Origin of the sequence: Kribbella sp. NPDC051718, from assembly GCF_040681515.1 — a bacterium.
Taxonomy (GTDB): domain Bacteria; phylum Actinomycetota; class Actinomycetes; order Propionibacteriales; family Kribbellaceae; genus Kribbella.
Genome location: NZ_JBFAYZ010000009.1, coordinates 14,409 through 28,787, shown reverse-complemented (window position 1 = coordinate 28,787; position 14,379 = coordinate 14,409). Strand labels below are relative to the sequence as shown.

Genomic DNA, 14,379 nt, shown 5'->3' with positions numbered 1-14,379 from the left:
TCTCCTGTCCTGCTCTCAGCGGCGCGGACCTGGTGTGACGACGCCGGCTTCGTACGCGTAGACGACCGCCTGCGCCCGATCCCGCAGGTTCAGCTTGGTGAGGATCCGGCTGACATGAGTCTTCACCGTCTGCTCGGCCAGTACCAAGCTGTCCGCGATCTCCCGATTCGACTGCCCCCGCGCCACCAACCGCAGCACCTCCGTCTCCCGCGGCGTCAACTCTGCCGCAGCCGCCGGCAACACCGGCCGCACTTTCACAAAATCCTCAACCAATCGCCGCGTGATCGACGGAGCCAGCAACGCATCCCCCGCCGCCACGATCCGCACCGCCGCCGCCAACTCATCCGGCGACGAATGCTTCAGCAGAAACCCACTCGCCCCCGCCCGCAAGGCGTCATACACGTACTCATCAAGATCGAACGTCGTCAACATGATCACCCGAGGCGGCTCCCCCGGTGCCACCCCGGCCAGAATCCGCCGAGTCGCCTCGAGCCCATCCATCCGCGGCATCCGCACATCCATCAACACCACATCCGGCCGAACCCGCCCCACCACCTCAACAGCCTCGACCCCGTCGGCTGCCTCCCCCACCACCGTTATCCCGTCCTGCGCACCCAGCAACGCGGCAAACCCACCCCGCACCACCGCCTGATCGTCTACAACCACCACAGAAACCATCACGTCACCTCGCCCAGCGGCAGTACGACTTCCACCCGGTATCCGCCGTCCTCAGTTGCTGCGGCCCGAAGGCGACCATCCAGCAGACCGACTCGCTCCCGCATCCCGACCAGCCCATGCCCACTCCCCGACGCAACCGCCGCATCCACAGGCCCGTTCACCACACTCACAAGCAGCTCGCCACCAACCCGTCGAACGCTCACCTCCACCGCCGCCCCCGGTGCATGCCGTACCGCGTTACTAACCGCCTCCTGCACCACCCGGTACGCCGTCAGCTCGACCGCGGGATCCAAGTCCGGCGAGGACTCGACCTCCAACCGCACATCGGCCCCCGCTCGTCGGGTCGCGGCGATCAGCTCTGGCAAGTCAGCCAAACCCGGTTGTGGACCCAGCTCGGAGCTCGCCAGGCCACTGCCCGGGTCCTCTCGGAGCAGGCGTAGTACTCGCCTCATCTCGGTCAGCGAAGAGCGGGCGTCCTCGGCGATGCCTGCGAACTCCTCTCTGGCATCGTCCGGCAAGCCGGTCAGCCGATGGGGCGCGCTGTCCGCCCGGACCACCACGACCGACAGATGATGTGCGACGACGTCGTGCAGCTCCCGCGCGATGCGAGCGCGCTCCTGCCAGCGAGCTCGTTGGGCACGCTCAGCCGCATTGATCTCCTCCTGCTCGACCAGTTGCTGCCGCGCGTCAGCCCGCGACCGCACCAGATCCGCCACCACCACAGCCACCGCCGACAACAACGCCATGGTCAACAGCCCGGCCCAAGACCCACGCTCCGGCGCCAACGCCATCCCCACGATGCCAACCAACTGCGTAGCCACCCACCAACCAGCCAGCATCCACCGCGACGACGCCGCCCGTCCTCGCGCGCCGGCGATCGCCAGTACCAGGGAATGGCCGAAGACTCCGGTCACCGGCCACGGCCAGGCCTCGTCGGGCGATACCGGCACACAGACGATCGCCGTCAGCACGGAGGTAGCCAACGAAACGGGCAACGCCCACCGTGGTCTCAACCACACCAGCGCCAAGGCCAGCGCCCGCATCACGCCGAGCGCGAACGCGGCTCCGATCGGCAACTGATAGTGCTGCCCGAGGTCGGTGCTGGTCAGCACCAGCAACGCGCCGACCCCGAGCGCCGCCCAGATCCCGGCTCGCCCCACAGGCCACCTCGAGCTCATCCCACGACCTTAGTCAGATTCCAGGGTCAGAGCTGTTGGGTCCAGGAATAGAAGAAGGCAACGCCTGCGACCGCCAGCAGGATTGTTGCCGGGAGCACCAATCGGGAGGTGGCGGAGCCGTAGAGCCGGCGGATCGATGCCGACTGGAGGAGTGCCAGACCGCGGAGGACGAACGGGATCAAGATGATGATGGGGATGGAGATTGCGGCGTGTACGGCCCAAGCGCCGGCCTTGGTGGGACCGCCCCAGGTGCCGGGGCCGAAGGGGCCGTGTTCGACGAAGCCGTAGAAGGGGCCGCGGACGACGGCGGTGACGAGCAGCATCACCAGGAAGTAGCTCAGTAGGCCTAGCACCAGGCTCACCAGGGCGCTGAGGACTGTGCTGAAGAGTCCGGGCCGGCGCAATCTGATCGGGTCGGGTGATCCATGGAAGCGGGCGAGTCTGCGCCAGGTCTGGTGGACCGCATCGGAACGGCCGAGCAGTGTGTGCACGAGCGCGAGCAGGCTCACCGGGACCAGCGCCAGGTCGTAGCCGATCGAGCGGATCAGCCGGCTTGTCAAGGGCCGGCGACCGGATAGCGGTCCATCTGTGGGCGGTGTGGGGGTTCGAACGGTGTCCGTCATGGCCGGCTCCTCAGTCTCAGTAACTGAGATCGAGCCTAGAAATCAGCGGGCCCGGAAACATCGCGCCACGGAGCCAAACCGCACCCCCTACCCCGGTAGCGGATCGACTGTGATCTAGGTCACAGTGACCACGGTCCGTGTCACAGCGTTACACGGTCAGTGCCGGAGGGTGCGAGCGGTAGTGCCGCGCCGACAGGAGGTTCGGACAACATGCGCATTCGGAACCTGGCGGTGACCGCCACGCTGATCCCGGTCCTGATGCTCGCGGGCTGCGGTAACAACGACGCCGCCGACGTGGCAGCGTCGTCACCCGGCGCCCACAAGGCCGCCAAATCCGGCGTGGCCGACGCGGTGGCCAACGGCTCCCAACCCGGGGCCGGAGTGGCCGCGTCCAACGACCCGGTGATCAACGCGTACTACGACTACCGCGTCGCGTTCGACGTGATGATGCGCAGCGGCGGCCGGTCGACCGCTCAGCTCGCGCCGGTGATGACGCCGACGATGTTCACCGCGATCGGCCAGCAGGCGAAGTACTTCCGGGCCAACCGACTGCACAACACCGGCGTCACCAAGGTGTTGTGGGCCAAGCGCGTCCTGCGTTCCAACGGCGTGATCGTCCGCGCCTGCTACGACACCAAGCAAGCCCGCACGGTCGACAGCTTCGGCAAGAGCGTCCTCCCCGCCGGCACACCGACCCGCTGGCTGGATCAGATGCGCGTCGAACTGGTCCAGGGCCATTGGGTGGTCGACGGCGGCAGCACCACCCCGCAATCCTGCTGATCCACCTTCAGTACCCCTAAGTCGTCTCTGTGCCGCCGTCCTTCCTGGGCACACCTCGCGGTTCGGAGCCAACTCACAGCGCGGAGAGCAGCAACCTGCTCTCCGCGCTGTCTGTTATAGAAGCCAGGGCTAGGCGTGCCGAGTGGCCTGCTTGAGGAGCGACTCGACCGCTTCGCAGAGTGCGGCGTCATCGGCCGGACCCGACCAGACGATCACCCGCGCCTTGTCCCCGAGCTTGGCGGCGACGAGCTCCCGGGCCGGCGTCGGATCCCCTTGATTGAGCAGTACGACGAGCCGGCGACCATCACGTTGCAACCGGTCGAGCAGCGGCGGCAGGGTCGAGCCCCGGAACAGTCCCGGGTCGCTCTTCACCTTCGTCTCGATCATCACGCCACGACCGCGGACCACCAGCAGGAAGTCGGCGCGATCCCGGGTGAACTCGCGATCGTGATAGACCCGCGCCTTCGGCCACAGCCGTTCGAGCGCCGCATCGACCTCGGCGTCGTACCGGGCGGACAACCGGCTGACCTTGGAACTGGTCCCGCGCGGCCGGAACTCCTCCGGCGCACGCGGACCTCGACGCCGGCGCCCGAACAGGGGCCGGAGCCAGCGGTAGAACGAAGCGTCGATCATCGGCGGACCCCCTGGACCTGGGACGACACTCATGCCCGATTGTTCCCGGGCACCAGGTGACGAACCACGTCCAGGTGGTGTCCGCCGGTGATTGTGACAGCATTGCGACGAACCGACCGACTACCGCAACCTCAGGCGTTCTTGATCGCCGAGACCTCGATCTCGAGGTTGACCTTCTCGCTGACCAGCACGCCGCCACCCTCGAGGGCCGCGTTCCAGCTGACGCCGAAGTCCTTGCGGTTCAGCGTGACCGAGCCCTCGAAGCCGAGCCGCACGTTGCCGAACGGGTCGACGCCGCGACCGGTGTACTCGAAGTCGACGTCCACGGACTTCGTCACGCCACGGATCGTCAGGTCGCCGGTCACGATGAAGTGGTCGTCGGCGGCCGGCTTGACCGCGGTGGAGACGAAGGTGATCTCCGGGTGGTTGTCCATGTCGAGGAAGTCGTTGCTGCGCAGGTGCTCGTCGCGCTGAGAGTTGCGGGTCTCGATGCTCTTGGCCTGGATGGTGACCTGGGCCGTGGAGTTCTCCGGCTTGTCGCCGTCGATGTGCGCCGACCCCGCGAACTCGTCGAAACCACCGCGGACCCGGGCGACCATCGCGTGCCGGGCGCTGAAGCCCATCCGGCTGTGCGAGGCGTCGATGGTGTAGTCACCGGTGAGTTCGGAATAGTCAGTGGACATGCAGTCCGCCTCCCAAAGAGGTTAGTTTAACTTTGCACTGTCAACCCTGACAGGGTTGGGTTGATTCGTCAACTGACCCGCGCTGACCGGTCTGTGACGGAGAATCGGCAGGCAGCCGAGCCCGTCGGCCGACCAGGAGGTCCAGTGAGTTCGACGCAGTGGAAGATCCACTTCAAGTCGGCGCCGAGCGAGGTCTACCGCGCGATCAGTACGCCACTGGGCCGGTCCCGCTTCTGGGCGGAGTCGGCCCGGGAGAGCGACGGGGTGATCCATTTCGTGCTGCCCGGCGACCGTACCGACGACGCCCCGATCGAGCACGCCGTCCGCGAGCACCTGTACGTCGTCCGGCTGTTCGGCGAGCGCGTCTCCTTCGCTCTCGCGCCCGACGAGAACCGCGGCACCGACCTCACCCTCACCCACGAGGGCGAGCCCGACCCGGCCACCTGGGTCTCCCTCCTGCTCCGCCTCAAGGCCCACGTCGACTTCGGTACCGACCTCCGCAACCACGACCCGGCCCGCACCGACGGCTACCTGGACGGTTGCTAGCAGCAACAAATGAACCGCCCGGTCCGCAACCCCGGGGCATCCCCTCGGATCGGTGGGTAAAGCCGGCATGAAGATGGCTCCCAAAGGCGCATCGCTTGCCGGGATCCGGGGCACTAGTCTTCCCGACACGGGGCTAGGCTCGACAGCAGGTCATGGGCAGGCCGTCACAGGGAGAGGTCGCGATGTCGGAGTTCAGAATCACCCACGAGATCCACCAGGTTCATCCGGACATCCGCGAGAAGCTCACCACCACCACGATCGAGGCGATCAACGAGTCCAGCTCGCGGTCGCCGGAGGACGCGGCCCTGGTGCTGCGCAACAAGCTCGGCGAGATCGGCGTGCACATGAGCGAAGAGGCCTGCCTGGCCGCCGTCGAGCGGATCCGTCAGGGCAAGACGCTGCGTTTCGAGATCGAGCAGGTCGACGACGAAGCCGATCGCTGATCGGGATGCCGAGCCCCGAAGAGGTCCGGGACGGTCAGCGCGCGGCGTGGGCCAGGCTGTCCGCGGGCTGGGAGAAGTGGGACTCGGTCATCATGGACCAGCTCGGCCCGGTCGGCACGGCGATGATCGAGCGGCTCGACGTCGCCGAGGATCAGCAGCACCTCGACATCGCGTCGGGCACGGGTGAGCCGGGTCTGAGCATCGCGAGGCTGTCGCCGCGGGGACGCGTCGTACTGACCGACCTCTCGGCGGAGATGCTGGACGTGGCCGCGCGACGAGCCGCGGCGCAAGGGATCGGCAACGTCGAGACGAAGGTCTGCAGCGCCGACGACCTGCCGTTCGCCGACGCGAGCTTCGACAGTGTCTCGGTGCGTTTCGGGTACATGTTCTTCCCGGACATGCCCAAGGCGACGTCCGAGTTCGCGCGTGTACTGAAGCCCGGCGGCCGCCTGGCCGCGTCCGTGTGGGTCAGCCCGGAGCAAAACCCCTGGACCAGCATCGCCATGCAAGCCATCGCCACCGAGACGGAGCTACCGCCACCCGCTCCAGGCGCACCGACGATGTTCCGCTGCGCCGCCCCCGGCTACATCGCCGCCCTGTACGAGGAGGCCGGCCTCCACGAGATCGCCGAGTGGAACGTCCCCCTGGAACTCGTAACAGACTCCCCCGACCAGTATTGGGCCATGATCAGCGAACACGTCTCCCTGGCCGTCGCAGCCCTCCAAAAGGTCGACGGACCTGCCCGGGACCGCATCCGAGCCCACGCCATCGCGAACGTGACGCCATTTCTGTCCGACGGCAAGATCCGGGTTCCAGGTCTGGCCCGGTGCATCGTGGGCACGAAACCGGACCTGCGGTAGGTCAGGAAGCGAAGTCCGCCGCGGTCAGCAGGGAGATCAGCTTGATGCCGTCGGCGGCGAGCGTCTCGGTGCCGCCCAGCTGGCGGTCGATCACGCAGACGGCCTCGGAGATCTGGGCGCCGAGGGCGCGCAGTTCCTGGGTGGACAGGACGATCTGGCCTCCCTTGGTGACGACGTCCTCGACGATCAGGACCTGACGGCCGGCGACCTCCGCGCCCTCCGCGAGGCGGCAGGTTCCGTAGGTCTTGGCCTCTTTCCGGACGAAGGCACACGGCAATCCGGTATGCCGGCCGAGCGCCGTCACGACCGGAATCCCGCCCATCTCCAGCCCGGCGAGCACCTCGGTCCCGGCAGGCACCAGCGGCACCATCGCCTCGGCGACCGCGTCCAGCAACACCGGATCCGCCTCGAACCGGTACTTGTCGAAGTACTCCGTCGCCGTGATCCCCGACCGCAACACGAACTCGCCAGTCAGATGCGACGACCGATAGATCCGCTCCGCCAACTCACTGATCTCCACGCCCGGAACCCTACCCAGCTCTCCGCTCACGAGACTCAGGCAGCATCCGGACGAAGTCCTCGACGGCGACGATCGGTACGCCCCAGCCGCGGGCCGTTCGAGCCTTCACCGAGAGGCTGTCGACATCGGCTGCCACCACGAAAGTCGTGTCCGGCCGGACCGCCTCCTGCGGCACGAACCCCGCCGCCACCGCCCGGTCCCACCAGACCTCCCGCGGTTCCACCATGTCTCCGGTGAACACCAGCCGGCTACCAGCTGGGAACCCCTGCGCCCCAGGCCGAGCCGGTACGTCGTACTGCCCGCCGCTAGCCCGCACCAGCGCGTCATCGACATCCACCGCACGTTGCCCGAGCATCACCGCAACCCGGTCGAGGTCGGTCCGCTCCTCCAGACTGACAACTCCCCCACTCCACAACGCATCCGCCAGATCGGTGACGTAGACCCGATGCAGCTCGTCCACCTCCGACCGCGTCAGCCCGAGATCGGTCGCGACGTGCACGAGCTGATCCGCCTCGGCCTCGTTGATCTCCCGGTCGGCCAGGATCATGTCGAGCACAGCCAGGTACGAATCGGCTTGCGGCGGCTCCGGCACCCGTGGCAGCTGATCCACCAGCCTGCTCATCCAGCCATGCCGACCACCCGCATGCACCGGCCGCACAGTCGCCGCCCCATCCGCACCCGGCAGCGCGGGCCAGGGCAGGTGCCTGATCTCCTCGTAAGCCCATTGCCAGGGCGGAGGTGACGGAAAAGATCGCAGATAGTGGCTGAAGAGCTGGGCCGTCGCCCGGGTGTCCGCCAGCGCCGAGTGCCAACCCTCGATCGAGATCCCGGCCGCCGAGCAGCAGGCACCGAGCGTCCGCTTGGCTCCCGGATACAGGTAGCCGGCCAGCGCCATCGTGCACATCGACCGCTCGGTGATCAGCGGCACCCGGAACCCGATCCGGGCGAACTCCGCCCGCAGGAAGCCGAGATCGAACTCCACGTTGTGCCCGACCACCATCCGCCCGGCCAGCAACGACCCCAGCCGGCCCGCGATCTGGGCGAAGTCCGGCGCCGCCAGAACATCCGCGGTCAGGATTCCGTGAATATGTTGCGGGCCGAGGTCGCGCTGCGGATTCAGCAGCGTCACCCACTCCCGCTCGAACCGCCCCTGCGCGTCGAGCAGGACGACGGCGATCTCGATCACCCGGTGCCGATGCCCCGGCGACAGGCCGGTGGTCTCGGTGTCGATGACGGCATACATCCGGCGCCTCCTTCAGCGTCCCTGCCAACTACGTCAAGCCAATCACAGCCCACCGACACTTTCTGGAACAACGCAGCCGGAACCGCGCGGATCCGATGTAACGCGGCAACGATTCCACTCGATAGCCCCTATGAAGCGCGGGGGGAAGCCGGAAGGCGCCGCGGCCGACAAGTTCGCGGGGGGAACCATGCAACTCGCCATCGACACCAGCCTCTCCACCAGACTGCTGCAGATCGTCACCGATCCGCAGGCGGTGGAAGACCTGCGCGCGTACTTCGAGGACGGCCCGCCGAACACCGGCTACCCGGGCCGCTGGTTCGAGCAGATCGGCTCGCCGGCCGACCAGAAGCGCGACCGCAACCGGCTCACCGCGGACGACATCGTTGCCTTGTCGGCGCTCAGCATCCGGCTGCCGATCACCGTCTCGGCCAAGCTGCTCGGGGAGGACTCCGCCGAGATCACCGAGTTGCTGACCGAGATCCCGGCCGACGTCGACCTCTGGGACGTCGCGCGCTCCGACCTGAGCCCGCGCTCGGCGGCGTACCGGCTGTTCACGAAGTTCCGGGCGATGGCGTGGAACGGCGGTGAGCACGGTACGTCCGGCGTCACCGCGAGCAAGCTGCTCGCACGCAAGCGGCCGCGGCTGATCCCGATCTACGACCACCAGGTCAATCAGCTGATCGACCTCGGCAAGGGCGCCAACTGGTGGATCTCGTTGCACGAGGCACTGACCGCCGAGGTCCGCGACCACCTCGAGCACGCGCACAAGACGGCCGAGCTCGGCCCGGGGATCACCCCACTGCGCACCCTCGACGTCATCCTCTGGATGCGCGCCCGCCACACCGACTGAGTACTACGCAGGCGGGATGTCGACGGCGATCTCCTCGCCCAGCTTCGCGCCGCCGATCAGGTCCAGGTCGTCACCGCTCCAGAACCGGCCCGGGTCGTACCAGTTGATCCGCTTGCCGGTCGGGAGCAGCCCCATCTCCTCGTACGTCATCGCGACGACTTCAGCGCAGTAAGCGCTCTCCAGCTTGAGTTCCCGTTCGCCCTGACGCAACTGCGGGATCCGCCCGCGCAACCAGCGCGACGCCAGCCGGGCCGTCGACGGGAACGGCGTACCGTCCAGGCGCGCGACAGTACGAAGTACGGCGTCCTCTGTCTCCCGGGTGACCGGGTACTCGAGCTGCCGCAGCCACGCCCGCTGGCCGTACTTGCGCGACCAGGTCAGCACCGCATCGCGCAGATCATGCAGTTGTACGCCGCGCTGGTGCTGGCCGGTCCACACGTCGGGCAGCGAGCGGCCGAGCTCGGCATGCCACATCAACGGCGGCAGGTCCTCCAGTACCACCGCCATCCCGACGTGGTTGACCGGGCTGTTGGTGGTCAGCTGGATCGCGCGATCGGCCGCGCTCTCACCGCGGAACAGCCAAATGTCACCCGTTCGTGTCAGTTCCGTAGCGTCATCCAGTGCTATCCGTGTCTCCACGTCGCTAGGTTAGTGACATGAAGGCATGGAAGGTCGTAGGACTGGCAGGTCTCGTCGGCGTCGCCGCCACTGGCGTCGTCATCGCGCGAGGCGAGCGCAAGCGCAAGTCGTACACCCCGGAAGAGGTCCGCGACCGCATCAAGACCCGTGTGAAGGAAGCCGCAAGCGCTTAAAGATTGTGCAGCGCAACGTCTGTCAGACGGCCTGACTCGATCACGGCCGTCTGGTAGGTGCAGTACGGCTGGCTTCGCCGATCCGTCGGCGAGCCCGGGTTGAGCAGCCGCAGTCCCCGTGGCGACGTCGTGTCCCACGGGATATGGCTGTGTCCGAAGACGAGCAGATCGACGTCCGGGTAGGCGCGTTCGCACCGTTCCTCACGGCCCTTCGCCTGACCTGTCTCGTGCACGACCGCAACGGACAACCCGTCCAGCGTCACCCGGGCGACCTCCGGCAGCCTTGCCCTGAGCAACGGTCCGTCGTTGTTGCCCCAGCAGCCGATCAGCTGTTTCGAGCGCTCGGTCAGTTCGTCGAGCAGCTCGAGGTTCACCCAGTCGCCGGCGTGGATCACCACGTCCGCCTCGTCGACCGCCGCCCAGACGGCAGCGGGCAGCTTCTTCGCGCGGGCCGGCAGATGGGTGTCCGAGATCAGCAGCAGCCGCATACCGCTACTGTCCCACGGCCTCGATCAACTCCCGCTCGCGAGCGGGGCTCAAGCCGGCCTTGCGTTCGCGGTCGAGGCCGAGCTCGCGTTCCCACGCGAGAGTGTCGATCAGGAACTCCTTGCGTGGTCGATGCTTCAGGCCGGCTGCGGCAGCCGCGGCGCCACTGCGGTTCGACCAGCCCTCGTACCCGGGTGTGGTGATCCACATCGCGATCGACTCCGGACCCATGTACTGCTCGACCTTCTGCTCCTCCAGCCACTCCTGCGACGCGAGCACCACCGGCCCGGTGTGCCCGCCTACCTCGCGTACCAACGAGATCCACTCGCCGAACGGCACCACCGGACCCACGGTGTCGAAGGTCCCGGTCGTACCGCGCTCGGCGTTGTCCAACAGCCAGGACGCCAGATCCCGCACGTCGATCACCGACGTCGCCAGGTCAGGCGTGTCAGGCACGAGCAGCGGCTCCTCGGGTGCCCGCGCCGCGCGAGCGACCCACGCCCCACCGCGATCGCTCGCATCCCCCGGCCCACCGATCAACCCCGCCCGCGCGATCACCAGGCGATCCCCGACCGCCGCGATCGACGCCAGCTCGCAAGCCACCTTCGCCTCGCCGTACAGCTCCCGATCGACGACCTCCAGATCGGTTGCCTCCCGCAAGGGCGCCGACTCGTCCGCCCCCGGTACGTCGAACGCCGCGTAGACATTCCCTGTCGACACATAGGTCCAGTGCTTGGCGCCCTGCACCGCTGCCAACGCCTCCCGCACGAAACCGGGTTGCCACGACACCTCGAAAACCGCGTCCCACTCCTTCCCCCGCACCGCGTCGTACGCGTCCGGCCGGCTCCGATCGGCCGCGACCAGCGTCGCCCCGTCCGCGACCGAACCGCTCTCACCCCGCGCCAGACAGGTCACCGCATGCCCACGCGCAAGCCCTTGCGTCGCGAGTTCGCGCCCGAGGAACGCCGTACCACCGAGAATCAGAATGTCCACGCCCCCAAGCCAAGCAGGCGGCATGGACAAAACCCACCCCGCTCTGCCCAGGGCAGACACGCTCAGTGGCCTCTCGTCCCCGCCGCGTCATAACTGTCCGTGACCACTTGCGGGGCGCGCGGGGCAGGCGCACTGTCGGCAGTAGGACTACCTAGACACCAGGGGGAATCATGGCTGGTTTCGTTCAGATCATCGAGTTCCAGACCTCCAGACCGGATGAGGTCCGGGCACTCGGTGAGGAGTTCCGCAAGAACCGGGAGGCGGCCGGTCCCGGTTCCTCGCCGGTCCGGATGATGGCGTGTGCCGACCGGGACAACCCGGGCCACTACTTCAACATCGTCGAGTTCGCCTCCTACGAGGAGGCGATGGCCAACTCCGAACGCGCGGACACCACCGAGTTCGCCAAGGCGATGATGGAGCTGTGCGACGGGCCGACGACCTTCCGCAACCTGGACCTCCGGGAGACCGCCGAGATGACCTGACGGGCTGAACGGGACCGGCGCCGGAGGGAGTTCGGCGCCGGCCCGTTCGGGTCAGACCAGGTCCGCGGCGCCGGATCCGGTCGTGGTCTGCCGGCCGGACTCGAACTCGTCCGGCGGGGGTTCGGGGGCCGGGTGCAGGTCCGGCCAGGGCTGGGGCGGCAGATCGGCGCGCTTGGGCAGCTCCGGATCCGGCCCCGGGTCGGGGTCCAGCCACTCGATCTCGGTGGCGCCGTGGTGACCGTGGATCGCGATCACCGAGTCGATGCTGTCCCAGACGGTGGTGGTCGGATAGTCGCCGTACCAGCGCAGCGCGACGGCTTCGTCGGTGAACTGAACGCCCTCGGCGACGGGTCCGGTACCACTCACCCCGGAGACGTCGTGATGGCGGATCAGCCGGAAGCGACGGGCAGTCATTTCGGTGCGACCTCCCAGAGCCGTTCGCCCGGCAGCGCCCGGCCACCGGGATCCGCGTCGGGGATCGGTTCACTCGTCACCTTCAGGCCGGCGAACCGGCGTGACATGGCGGCGGCATAGCGGTCGGCCACATCGGCCTCCGCCCGGTAGTCCGCGACGACGTGGTCCCCGAACCACACTCGTACGCGGCGACGTTGTTCTCCCGCCGGATCCCCAGGCATCAGTGCACCCGGCGTCCGGTCGAAGGCGTGCGGTGGCCGCCCTTTGGTGTTCCCATCAGCGGCATCGAATGGCTGTCGTTCACTTCGATCACTTCCACTTCCCTGTGGGGATGGGTTCACTGGTAGTGACGAAGTGGTGACGCGTTCATGACGCGGTTTCGGCAGATCTTTTTCGGGAGCGCGTGGGAGTCTGACGCAATGGGGTGGGAACCGGATACGGCCGTGCGGGCAGAAGCAGGTATGCAGCGACTGCGACCCGCAACCGAGACGGCCACAGCCCTTCCACCGTCGGACGGCGAGCTGGTCCAGGCCGGGGAGACGCCCCAGGACTTCGCCCGGCTGTTCGACCGGTACTCGGTCACCATCCACCGGTATGTCGCCCGCCGGCTCGGGACGACCGAGGCGGACGACCTGCTCGGCCAGACCTTCCTGATCGCCTTCGAACGAAGACACCGGTACGTCGATTCACCAGCCGGCGCACTGCCCTGGCTCTACGGGATCGCCACCAACCTGATCCACCGCAGACGTCGCGACGAGGTCCGCCAGTACCGCGCCTACAGCCGCGCCGAGCCGGCCGGTACCCACCAACACGGTGACCCGCTCAGTACGGACGTCGCCGCCCGTGTCGACGCGGCTGCGGCTTCGCGTGCGCTCACCGGCGTACTGGCTGGGCTGCGCAAGGTCGAACGCGACGTACTGCTGCTGTATGCGTGGGAGGACCTCAGCTACGCCGAGATCGCGCTCGCGCTCGACCTACCCATCGGGACCGTCCGTTCCCGTCTCCACCGAGCTCGTCGAGCCCTCCGCTCCGCGCTCGGCCCCGACTTCGAGGAGAACCTGTCATGACCGAGATCGACCTGCTCAAGCGCGTACGGGACGACGTACCGGCCCCCGACCCGCTCGCCCTGGCCCGCGCCCGCCAGCGCCTCTTCACCCCACCACCTGTACGCCGTCGCGTCACCCGAGCCCGCCTACTCGTCGCCGGCGGCCTAGCCCTCACCCTGGCCGGAGGGTTTCTCGCCGCCGACGTGGTCGGCCACGAGAGCAGCCCCCTCCCCGGTACGGTCGCCGACGCCAGCACCTTCCTCGCCAACGCCGCGGCCCTCGCCAAGGCCAACCCCGACACCCCGGTCCCACCAGGTCAGTACTTGCTCGTGAGCACCGAGTACGGCCGTCTGTACGAATTCGGCCCGGGCAAGAAGTACCGGGCGACAGTGCACACGAAGGTCGACGAGTGGATCCCGGCCGACCCGACCCAGCGCCGGCATCCGCAGCGGATCCAGGGGCCGACCAAGGTCGACTTCGCGAACGCGCAGGCCGAGGCGGCCGCCCGCAAGTACGCGCCCGACTTGTTTCAGCGTCCGAAGCCGCACCTCTACAGCGCCAACTGCCACGGCCTCGTCATCCAGCCGAATCTTTCCGCCGAGGTCCTCAACCGGCCGTGCATCCCGAGCTGGCGTCTCCCCACGCCGGAGTTCCTCGCCCGCCAGCCAAGGGATCCCGACGCCCTGCTGGCCGCGCTGCGCAACGCCAAGCCGCCGCAGGACCAGCGCGGACGCTGGGAAATGCCGGCGGACCAGCAGGCCTTCGGCCTCATCGCCCGCGTCCTGGACTCAGGAATCGCCCCCGCCGACCTCCGCGCCGCCCTCTACGAGGCCGCCGCCAAGATCCCCGGAATCGTCCTCACGAACGACGTGGTGACCCTCGACGGCCGCCACGGCCGCGCGATCGGCTTCGACTTCACCGAGTACCAGCGCTCCGAGATCGTCATCTCCCCCGTGGACGGCCAGGCCATCGGCTCCCGCACGGTCACCCTGCCGGCCGGCGCCGCCGTCGACAAGGCGAACCAATCCGGCAACACCCGCCCCGGCGACATCGAAATCGCCACCTCGGTAGCCACCCGAATCTCCCCCACCGCCCCCCGCATCAAGTAG

The 14,379-nt window shown here is 68.0% G+C and carries 21 protein-coding genes; 9 read left to right on the top strand and 12 right to left on the bottom strand.

The features are described 5' to 3' along the window. Window positions 1-15: 15 nt before the first annotated feature. From AB0M15_RS29870 to AB0M15_RS29860, 3 genes are read right to left on the bottom strand one after another with little or no spacing between them, the layout of a single operon-like run. The gene (locus AB0M15_RS29870; RefSeq protein WP_363825024.1) at window positions 16-678 is read right to left on the bottom strand and encodes a response regulator transcription factor; all 663 of its coding nucleotides are present in this window, start codon (window positions 676-678) and stop codon (window positions 16-18) included. Beyond that, entirely contained in the window at window positions 678-1,856 is a 1,179-nt protein-coding gene (locus AB0M15_RS29865; RefSeq protein WP_363825021.1) for a sensor histidine kinase, read from the bottom strand. The genes AB0M15_RS29870 and AB0M15_RS29865 overlap by 1 nt, the downstream gene beginning before the upstream one ends. A 26-nt stretch (window positions 1,857-1,882) precedes the next feature. After that, window positions 1,883-2,479 (bottom strand): hypothetical protein, encoded by a 597-nt coding sequence (locus AB0M15_RS29860; protein ID WP_363825018.1) that lies wholly within the window; start codon window positions 2,477-2,479, stop codon window positions 1,883-1,885. Between the two features lie 210 nt (window positions 2,480-2,689). On the opposite strand from AB0M15_RS29860, the gene AB0M15_RS29855 reads away from it, so the two are divergent. Beyond that, window positions 2,690-3,259 (top strand): hypothetical protein, encoded by a 570-nt coding sequence (locus AB0M15_RS29855; RefSeq protein ID WP_363825015.1) that lies wholly within the window; start codon window positions 2,690-2,692, stop codon window positions 3,257-3,259. Window positions 3,260-3,388: 129 nt separating this feature from the next. Here AB0M15_RS29855 and AB0M15_RS29850 read toward each other — a convergent pair whose 3' ends face one another. Together AB0M15_RS29850 and AB0M15_RS29845 are read right to left on the bottom strand one after the other, a co-directional pair. Next, window positions 3,389-3,892 (bottom strand): hypothetical protein, encoded by a 504-nt coding sequence (locus AB0M15_RS29850; RefSeq protein ID WP_363825012.1) that lies wholly within the window; start codon window positions 3,890-3,892, stop codon window positions 3,389-3,391. Window positions 3,893-4,023: 131 nt separating this feature from the next. Further along, a complete protein-coding gene (locus AB0M15_RS29845) occupies window positions 4,024-4,575 on the bottom strand; it encodes a YceI family protein (RefSeq protein WP_363825009.1) in 552 nt (183 codons plus the stop codon). Between the two features lie 144 nt (window positions 4,576-4,719). Between AB0M15_RS29845 and AB0M15_RS29840 the strand changes: the two genes are divergently transcribed. From AB0M15_RS29840 to AB0M15_RS29830, 3 genes are all read left to right on the top strand, one after another. Continuing rightward, window positions 4,720-5,121, top strand: a complete 402-nt coding sequence (locus AB0M15_RS29840) for a hypothetical protein (protein WP_363825006.1) — start codon at window positions 4,720-4,722, stop codon at window positions 5,119-5,121. Between the two features lie 182 nt (window positions 5,122-5,303). Next, entirely contained in the window at window positions 5,304-5,564 is a 261-nt protein-coding gene (locus tag AB0M15_RS29835; protein WP_363825003.1) for a hypothetical protein, read from the top strand. A 5-nt stretch (window positions 5,565-5,569) separates the two neighbouring features. Then, window positions 5,570-6,424 carry a class I SAM-dependent methyltransferase gene (locus AB0M15_RS29830; RefSeq protein ID WP_363825000.1) on the top strand — a complete coding sequence of 285 codons (855 nt, stop codon included), beginning with the start codon at window positions 5,570-5,572 and terminating at the stop codon, window positions 6,422-6,424. Between the two features lies 1 nt (window position 6,425). Here the strand turns inward: AB0M15_RS29830 and pyrE are convergent, their stop codons facing one another. Both pyrE and AB0M15_RS29820 read right to left on the bottom strand, forming a co-directional pair. Further along, window positions 6,426-6,944 carry an orotate phosphoribosyltransferase gene (gene pyrE / locus AB0M15_RS29825; protein WP_363824997.1) on the bottom strand — a complete coding sequence of 173 codons (519 nt, stop codon included), beginning with the start codon at window positions 6,942-6,944 and terminating at the stop codon, window positions 6,426-6,428. Between the two features lie 10 nt (window positions 6,945-6,954). Continuing rightward, window positions 6,955-8,187 (bottom strand): exonuclease domain-containing protein, encoded by a 1,233-nt coding sequence (locus AB0M15_RS29820; protein WP_363824994.1) that lies wholly within the window; start codon window positions 8,185-8,187, stop codon window positions 6,955-6,957. A gap of 130 nt (window positions 8,188-8,317) precedes the next feature. Here AB0M15_RS29820 and AB0M15_RS29815 point away from each other — a divergent pair, with 130 nt between their 5' ends. Continuing rightward, window positions 8,318-9,037, top strand: a complete 720-nt coding sequence (locus AB0M15_RS29815; protein ID WP_363824991.1) for a DUF6308 family protein — start codon at window positions 8,318-8,320, stop codon at window positions 9,035-9,037. Window positions 9,038-9,040: 3 nt separating this feature from the next. On the opposite strand, the gene AB0M15_RS29810 is transcribed toward AB0M15_RS29815, so the two are convergent. Beyond that, window positions 9,041-9,676, bottom strand: a complete 636-nt coding sequence (locus tag AB0M15_RS29810) for a hypothetical protein (RefSeq protein WP_363824989.1) — start codon at window positions 9,674-9,676, stop codon at window positions 9,041-9,043. A 17-nt stretch (window positions 9,677-9,693) separates the two neighbouring features. Here AB0M15_RS29810 and AB0M15_RS29805 point away from each other — a divergent pair, with 17 nt between their 5' ends. Further along, the gene (locus tag AB0M15_RS29805; RefSeq protein WP_328325882.1) at window positions 9,694-9,849 is read left to right on the top strand and encodes a hypothetical protein; all 156 of its coding nucleotides are present in this window, start codon (window positions 9,694-9,696) and stop codon (window positions 9,847-9,849) included. Here the strand turns inward: AB0M15_RS29805 and AB0M15_RS29800 are convergent. Next, complete coding sequence (locus AB0M15_RS29800; protein ID WP_363824984.1) at window positions 9,846-10,337, bottom strand: metallophosphoesterase; 492 nt, start codon at window positions 10,335-10,337, stop codon at window positions 9,846-9,848. The two genes, AB0M15_RS29805 and AB0M15_RS29800, sit on opposite strands and share 4 nt — an antisense overlap. Before the next feature lie 4 nt (window positions 10,338-10,341). Further along, a complete protein-coding gene (locus AB0M15_RS29795; protein WP_363824981.1) occupies window positions 10,342-11,328 on the bottom strand; it encodes an NAD-dependent epimerase/dehydratase family protein in 987 nt (328 codons plus the stop codon). 170 nt (window positions 11,329-11,498) lie between these two features. On the opposite strand from AB0M15_RS29795, the gene AB0M15_RS29790 reads away from it, so the two are divergent. Further along, window positions 11,499-11,810, top strand: coding sequence for a hypothetical protein (locus AB0M15_RS29790; RefSeq protein WP_363824973.1), 312 nt, complete (start codon window positions 11,499-11,501; stop codon window positions 11,808-11,810). A 51-nt stretch (window positions 11,811-11,861) separates the two neighbouring features. Here AB0M15_RS29790 and AB0M15_RS29785 read toward each other — a convergent pair whose 3' ends face one another. Together AB0M15_RS29785 and AB0M15_RS29780 are read right to left on the bottom strand one after the other, a co-directional pair. After that, window positions 11,862-12,224, bottom strand: a complete 363-nt coding sequence (locus AB0M15_RS29785; RefSeq protein ID WP_363824970.1) for a hypothetical protein — start codon at window positions 12,222-12,224, stop codon at window positions 11,862-11,864. After that, the gene (locus AB0M15_RS29780; RefSeq protein ID WP_363824967.1) at window positions 12,221-12,445 is read right to left on the bottom strand and encodes a hypothetical protein; all 225 of its coding nucleotides are present in this window, start codon (window positions 12,443-12,445) and stop codon (window positions 12,221-12,223) included. Before AB0M15_RS29780 ends, AB0M15_RS29785 begins: the two co-directional genes overlap by 4 nt. Before the next feature lie 240 nt (window positions 12,446-12,685). On the opposite strand from AB0M15_RS29780, the gene AB0M15_RS29775 reads away from it, so the two are divergent. Both AB0M15_RS29775 and AB0M15_RS29770 read left to right on the top strand, forming a co-directional pair. After that, on the top strand, window positions 12,686-13,291 hold the full coding sequence (locus tag AB0M15_RS29775) for an RNA polymerase sigma factor (RefSeq protein ID WP_363824964.1): 606 nt from the start codon (window positions 12,686-12,688) through the stop codon (window positions 13,289-13,291). Continuing rightward, on the top strand, window positions 13,288-14,379 hold the full coding sequence (locus AB0M15_RS29770; protein WP_363824961.1) for a CU044_5270 family protein: 1,092 nt from the start codon (window positions 13,288-13,290) through the stop codon (window positions 14,377-14,379). Before AB0M15_RS29775 ends, AB0M15_RS29770 begins: the two co-directional genes overlap by 4 nt.

Bases quoted from the DNA above. Each gene is read 5' to 3' on its own strand.
- AB0M15_RS29785 (WP_363824970.1), bottom strand. From the start codon at position 12,224: ATGACTGCCCGTCGCTTCCGGCTGATCCGCCATCACGACGTCTCCGGG.
- AB0M15_RS29845 (WP_363825009.1), bottom strand. From the start codon at position 4,575: ATGTCCACTGACTATTCCGAACTCACCGGTGACTACACCATCGACGCC.
- AB0M15_RS29870 (WP_363825024.1), bottom strand. From the start codon at position 678: ATGGTTTCTGTGGTGGTTGTAGACGATCAGGCGGTGGTGCGGGGTGGG.
- AB0M15_RS29830 (WP_363825000.1), top strand. From the start codon at position 5,570: ATGCCGAGCCCCGAAGAGGTCCGGGACGGTCAGCGCGCGGCGTGGGCC.
- AB0M15_RS29805 (WP_328325882.1), top strand. From the start codon at position 9,694: ATGAAGGCATGGAAGGTCGTAGGACTGGCAGGTCTCGTCGGCGTCGCC.
- AB0M15_RS29835 (WP_363825003.1), top strand. From the start codon at position 5,304: ATGTCGGAGTTCAGAATCACCCACGAGATCCACCAGGTTCATCCGGAC.
- AB0M15_RS29780 (WP_363824967.1), bottom strand. From the start codon at position 12,445: ATGCCTGGGGATCCGGCGGGAGAACAACGTCGCCGCGTACGAGTGTGG.
- AB0M15_RS29790 (WP_363824973.1), top strand. From the start codon at position 11,499: ATGGCTGGTTTCGTTCAGATCATCGAGTTCCAGACCTCCAGACCGGAT.
- AB0M15_RS29850 (WP_363825012.1), bottom strand. From the start codon at position 3,892: ATGATCGACGCTTCGTTCTACCGCTGGCTCCGGCCCCTGTTCGGGCGC.
- AB0M15_RS29800 (WP_363824984.1), bottom strand. From the start codon at position 10,337: ATGCGGCTGCTGCTGATCTCGGACACCCATCTGCCGGCCCGCGCGAAG.
- AB0M15_RS29770 (WP_363824961.1), top strand. From the start codon at position 13,288: ATGACCGAGATCGACCTGCTCAAGCGCGTACGGGACGACGTACCGGCC.
- AB0M15_RS29865 (WP_363825021.1), bottom strand. From the start codon at position 1,856: ATGAGCTCGAGGTGGCCTGTGGGGCGAGCCGGGATCTGGGCGGCGCTC.
- AB0M15_RS29855 (WP_363825015.1), top strand. From the start codon at position 2,690: ATGCGCATTCGGAACCTGGCGGTGACCGCCACGCTGATCCCGGTCCTG.
- AB0M15_RS29820 (WP_363824994.1), bottom strand. From the start codon at position 8,187: ATGTATGCCGTCATCGACACCGAGACCACCGGCCTGTCGCCGGGGCAT.
- AB0M15_RS29775 (WP_363824964.1), top strand. From the start codon at position 12,686: ATGCAGCGACTGCGACCCGCAACCGAGACGGCCACAGCCCTTCCACCG.
- AB0M15_RS29860 (WP_363825018.1), bottom strand. From the start codon at position 2,479: ATGACGGACACCGTTCGAACCCCCACACCGCCCACAGATGGACCGCTA.
- AB0M15_RS29815 (WP_363824991.1), top strand. From the start codon at position 8,318: ATGAAGCGCGGGGGGAAGCCGGAAGGCGCCGCGGCCGACAAGTTCGCG.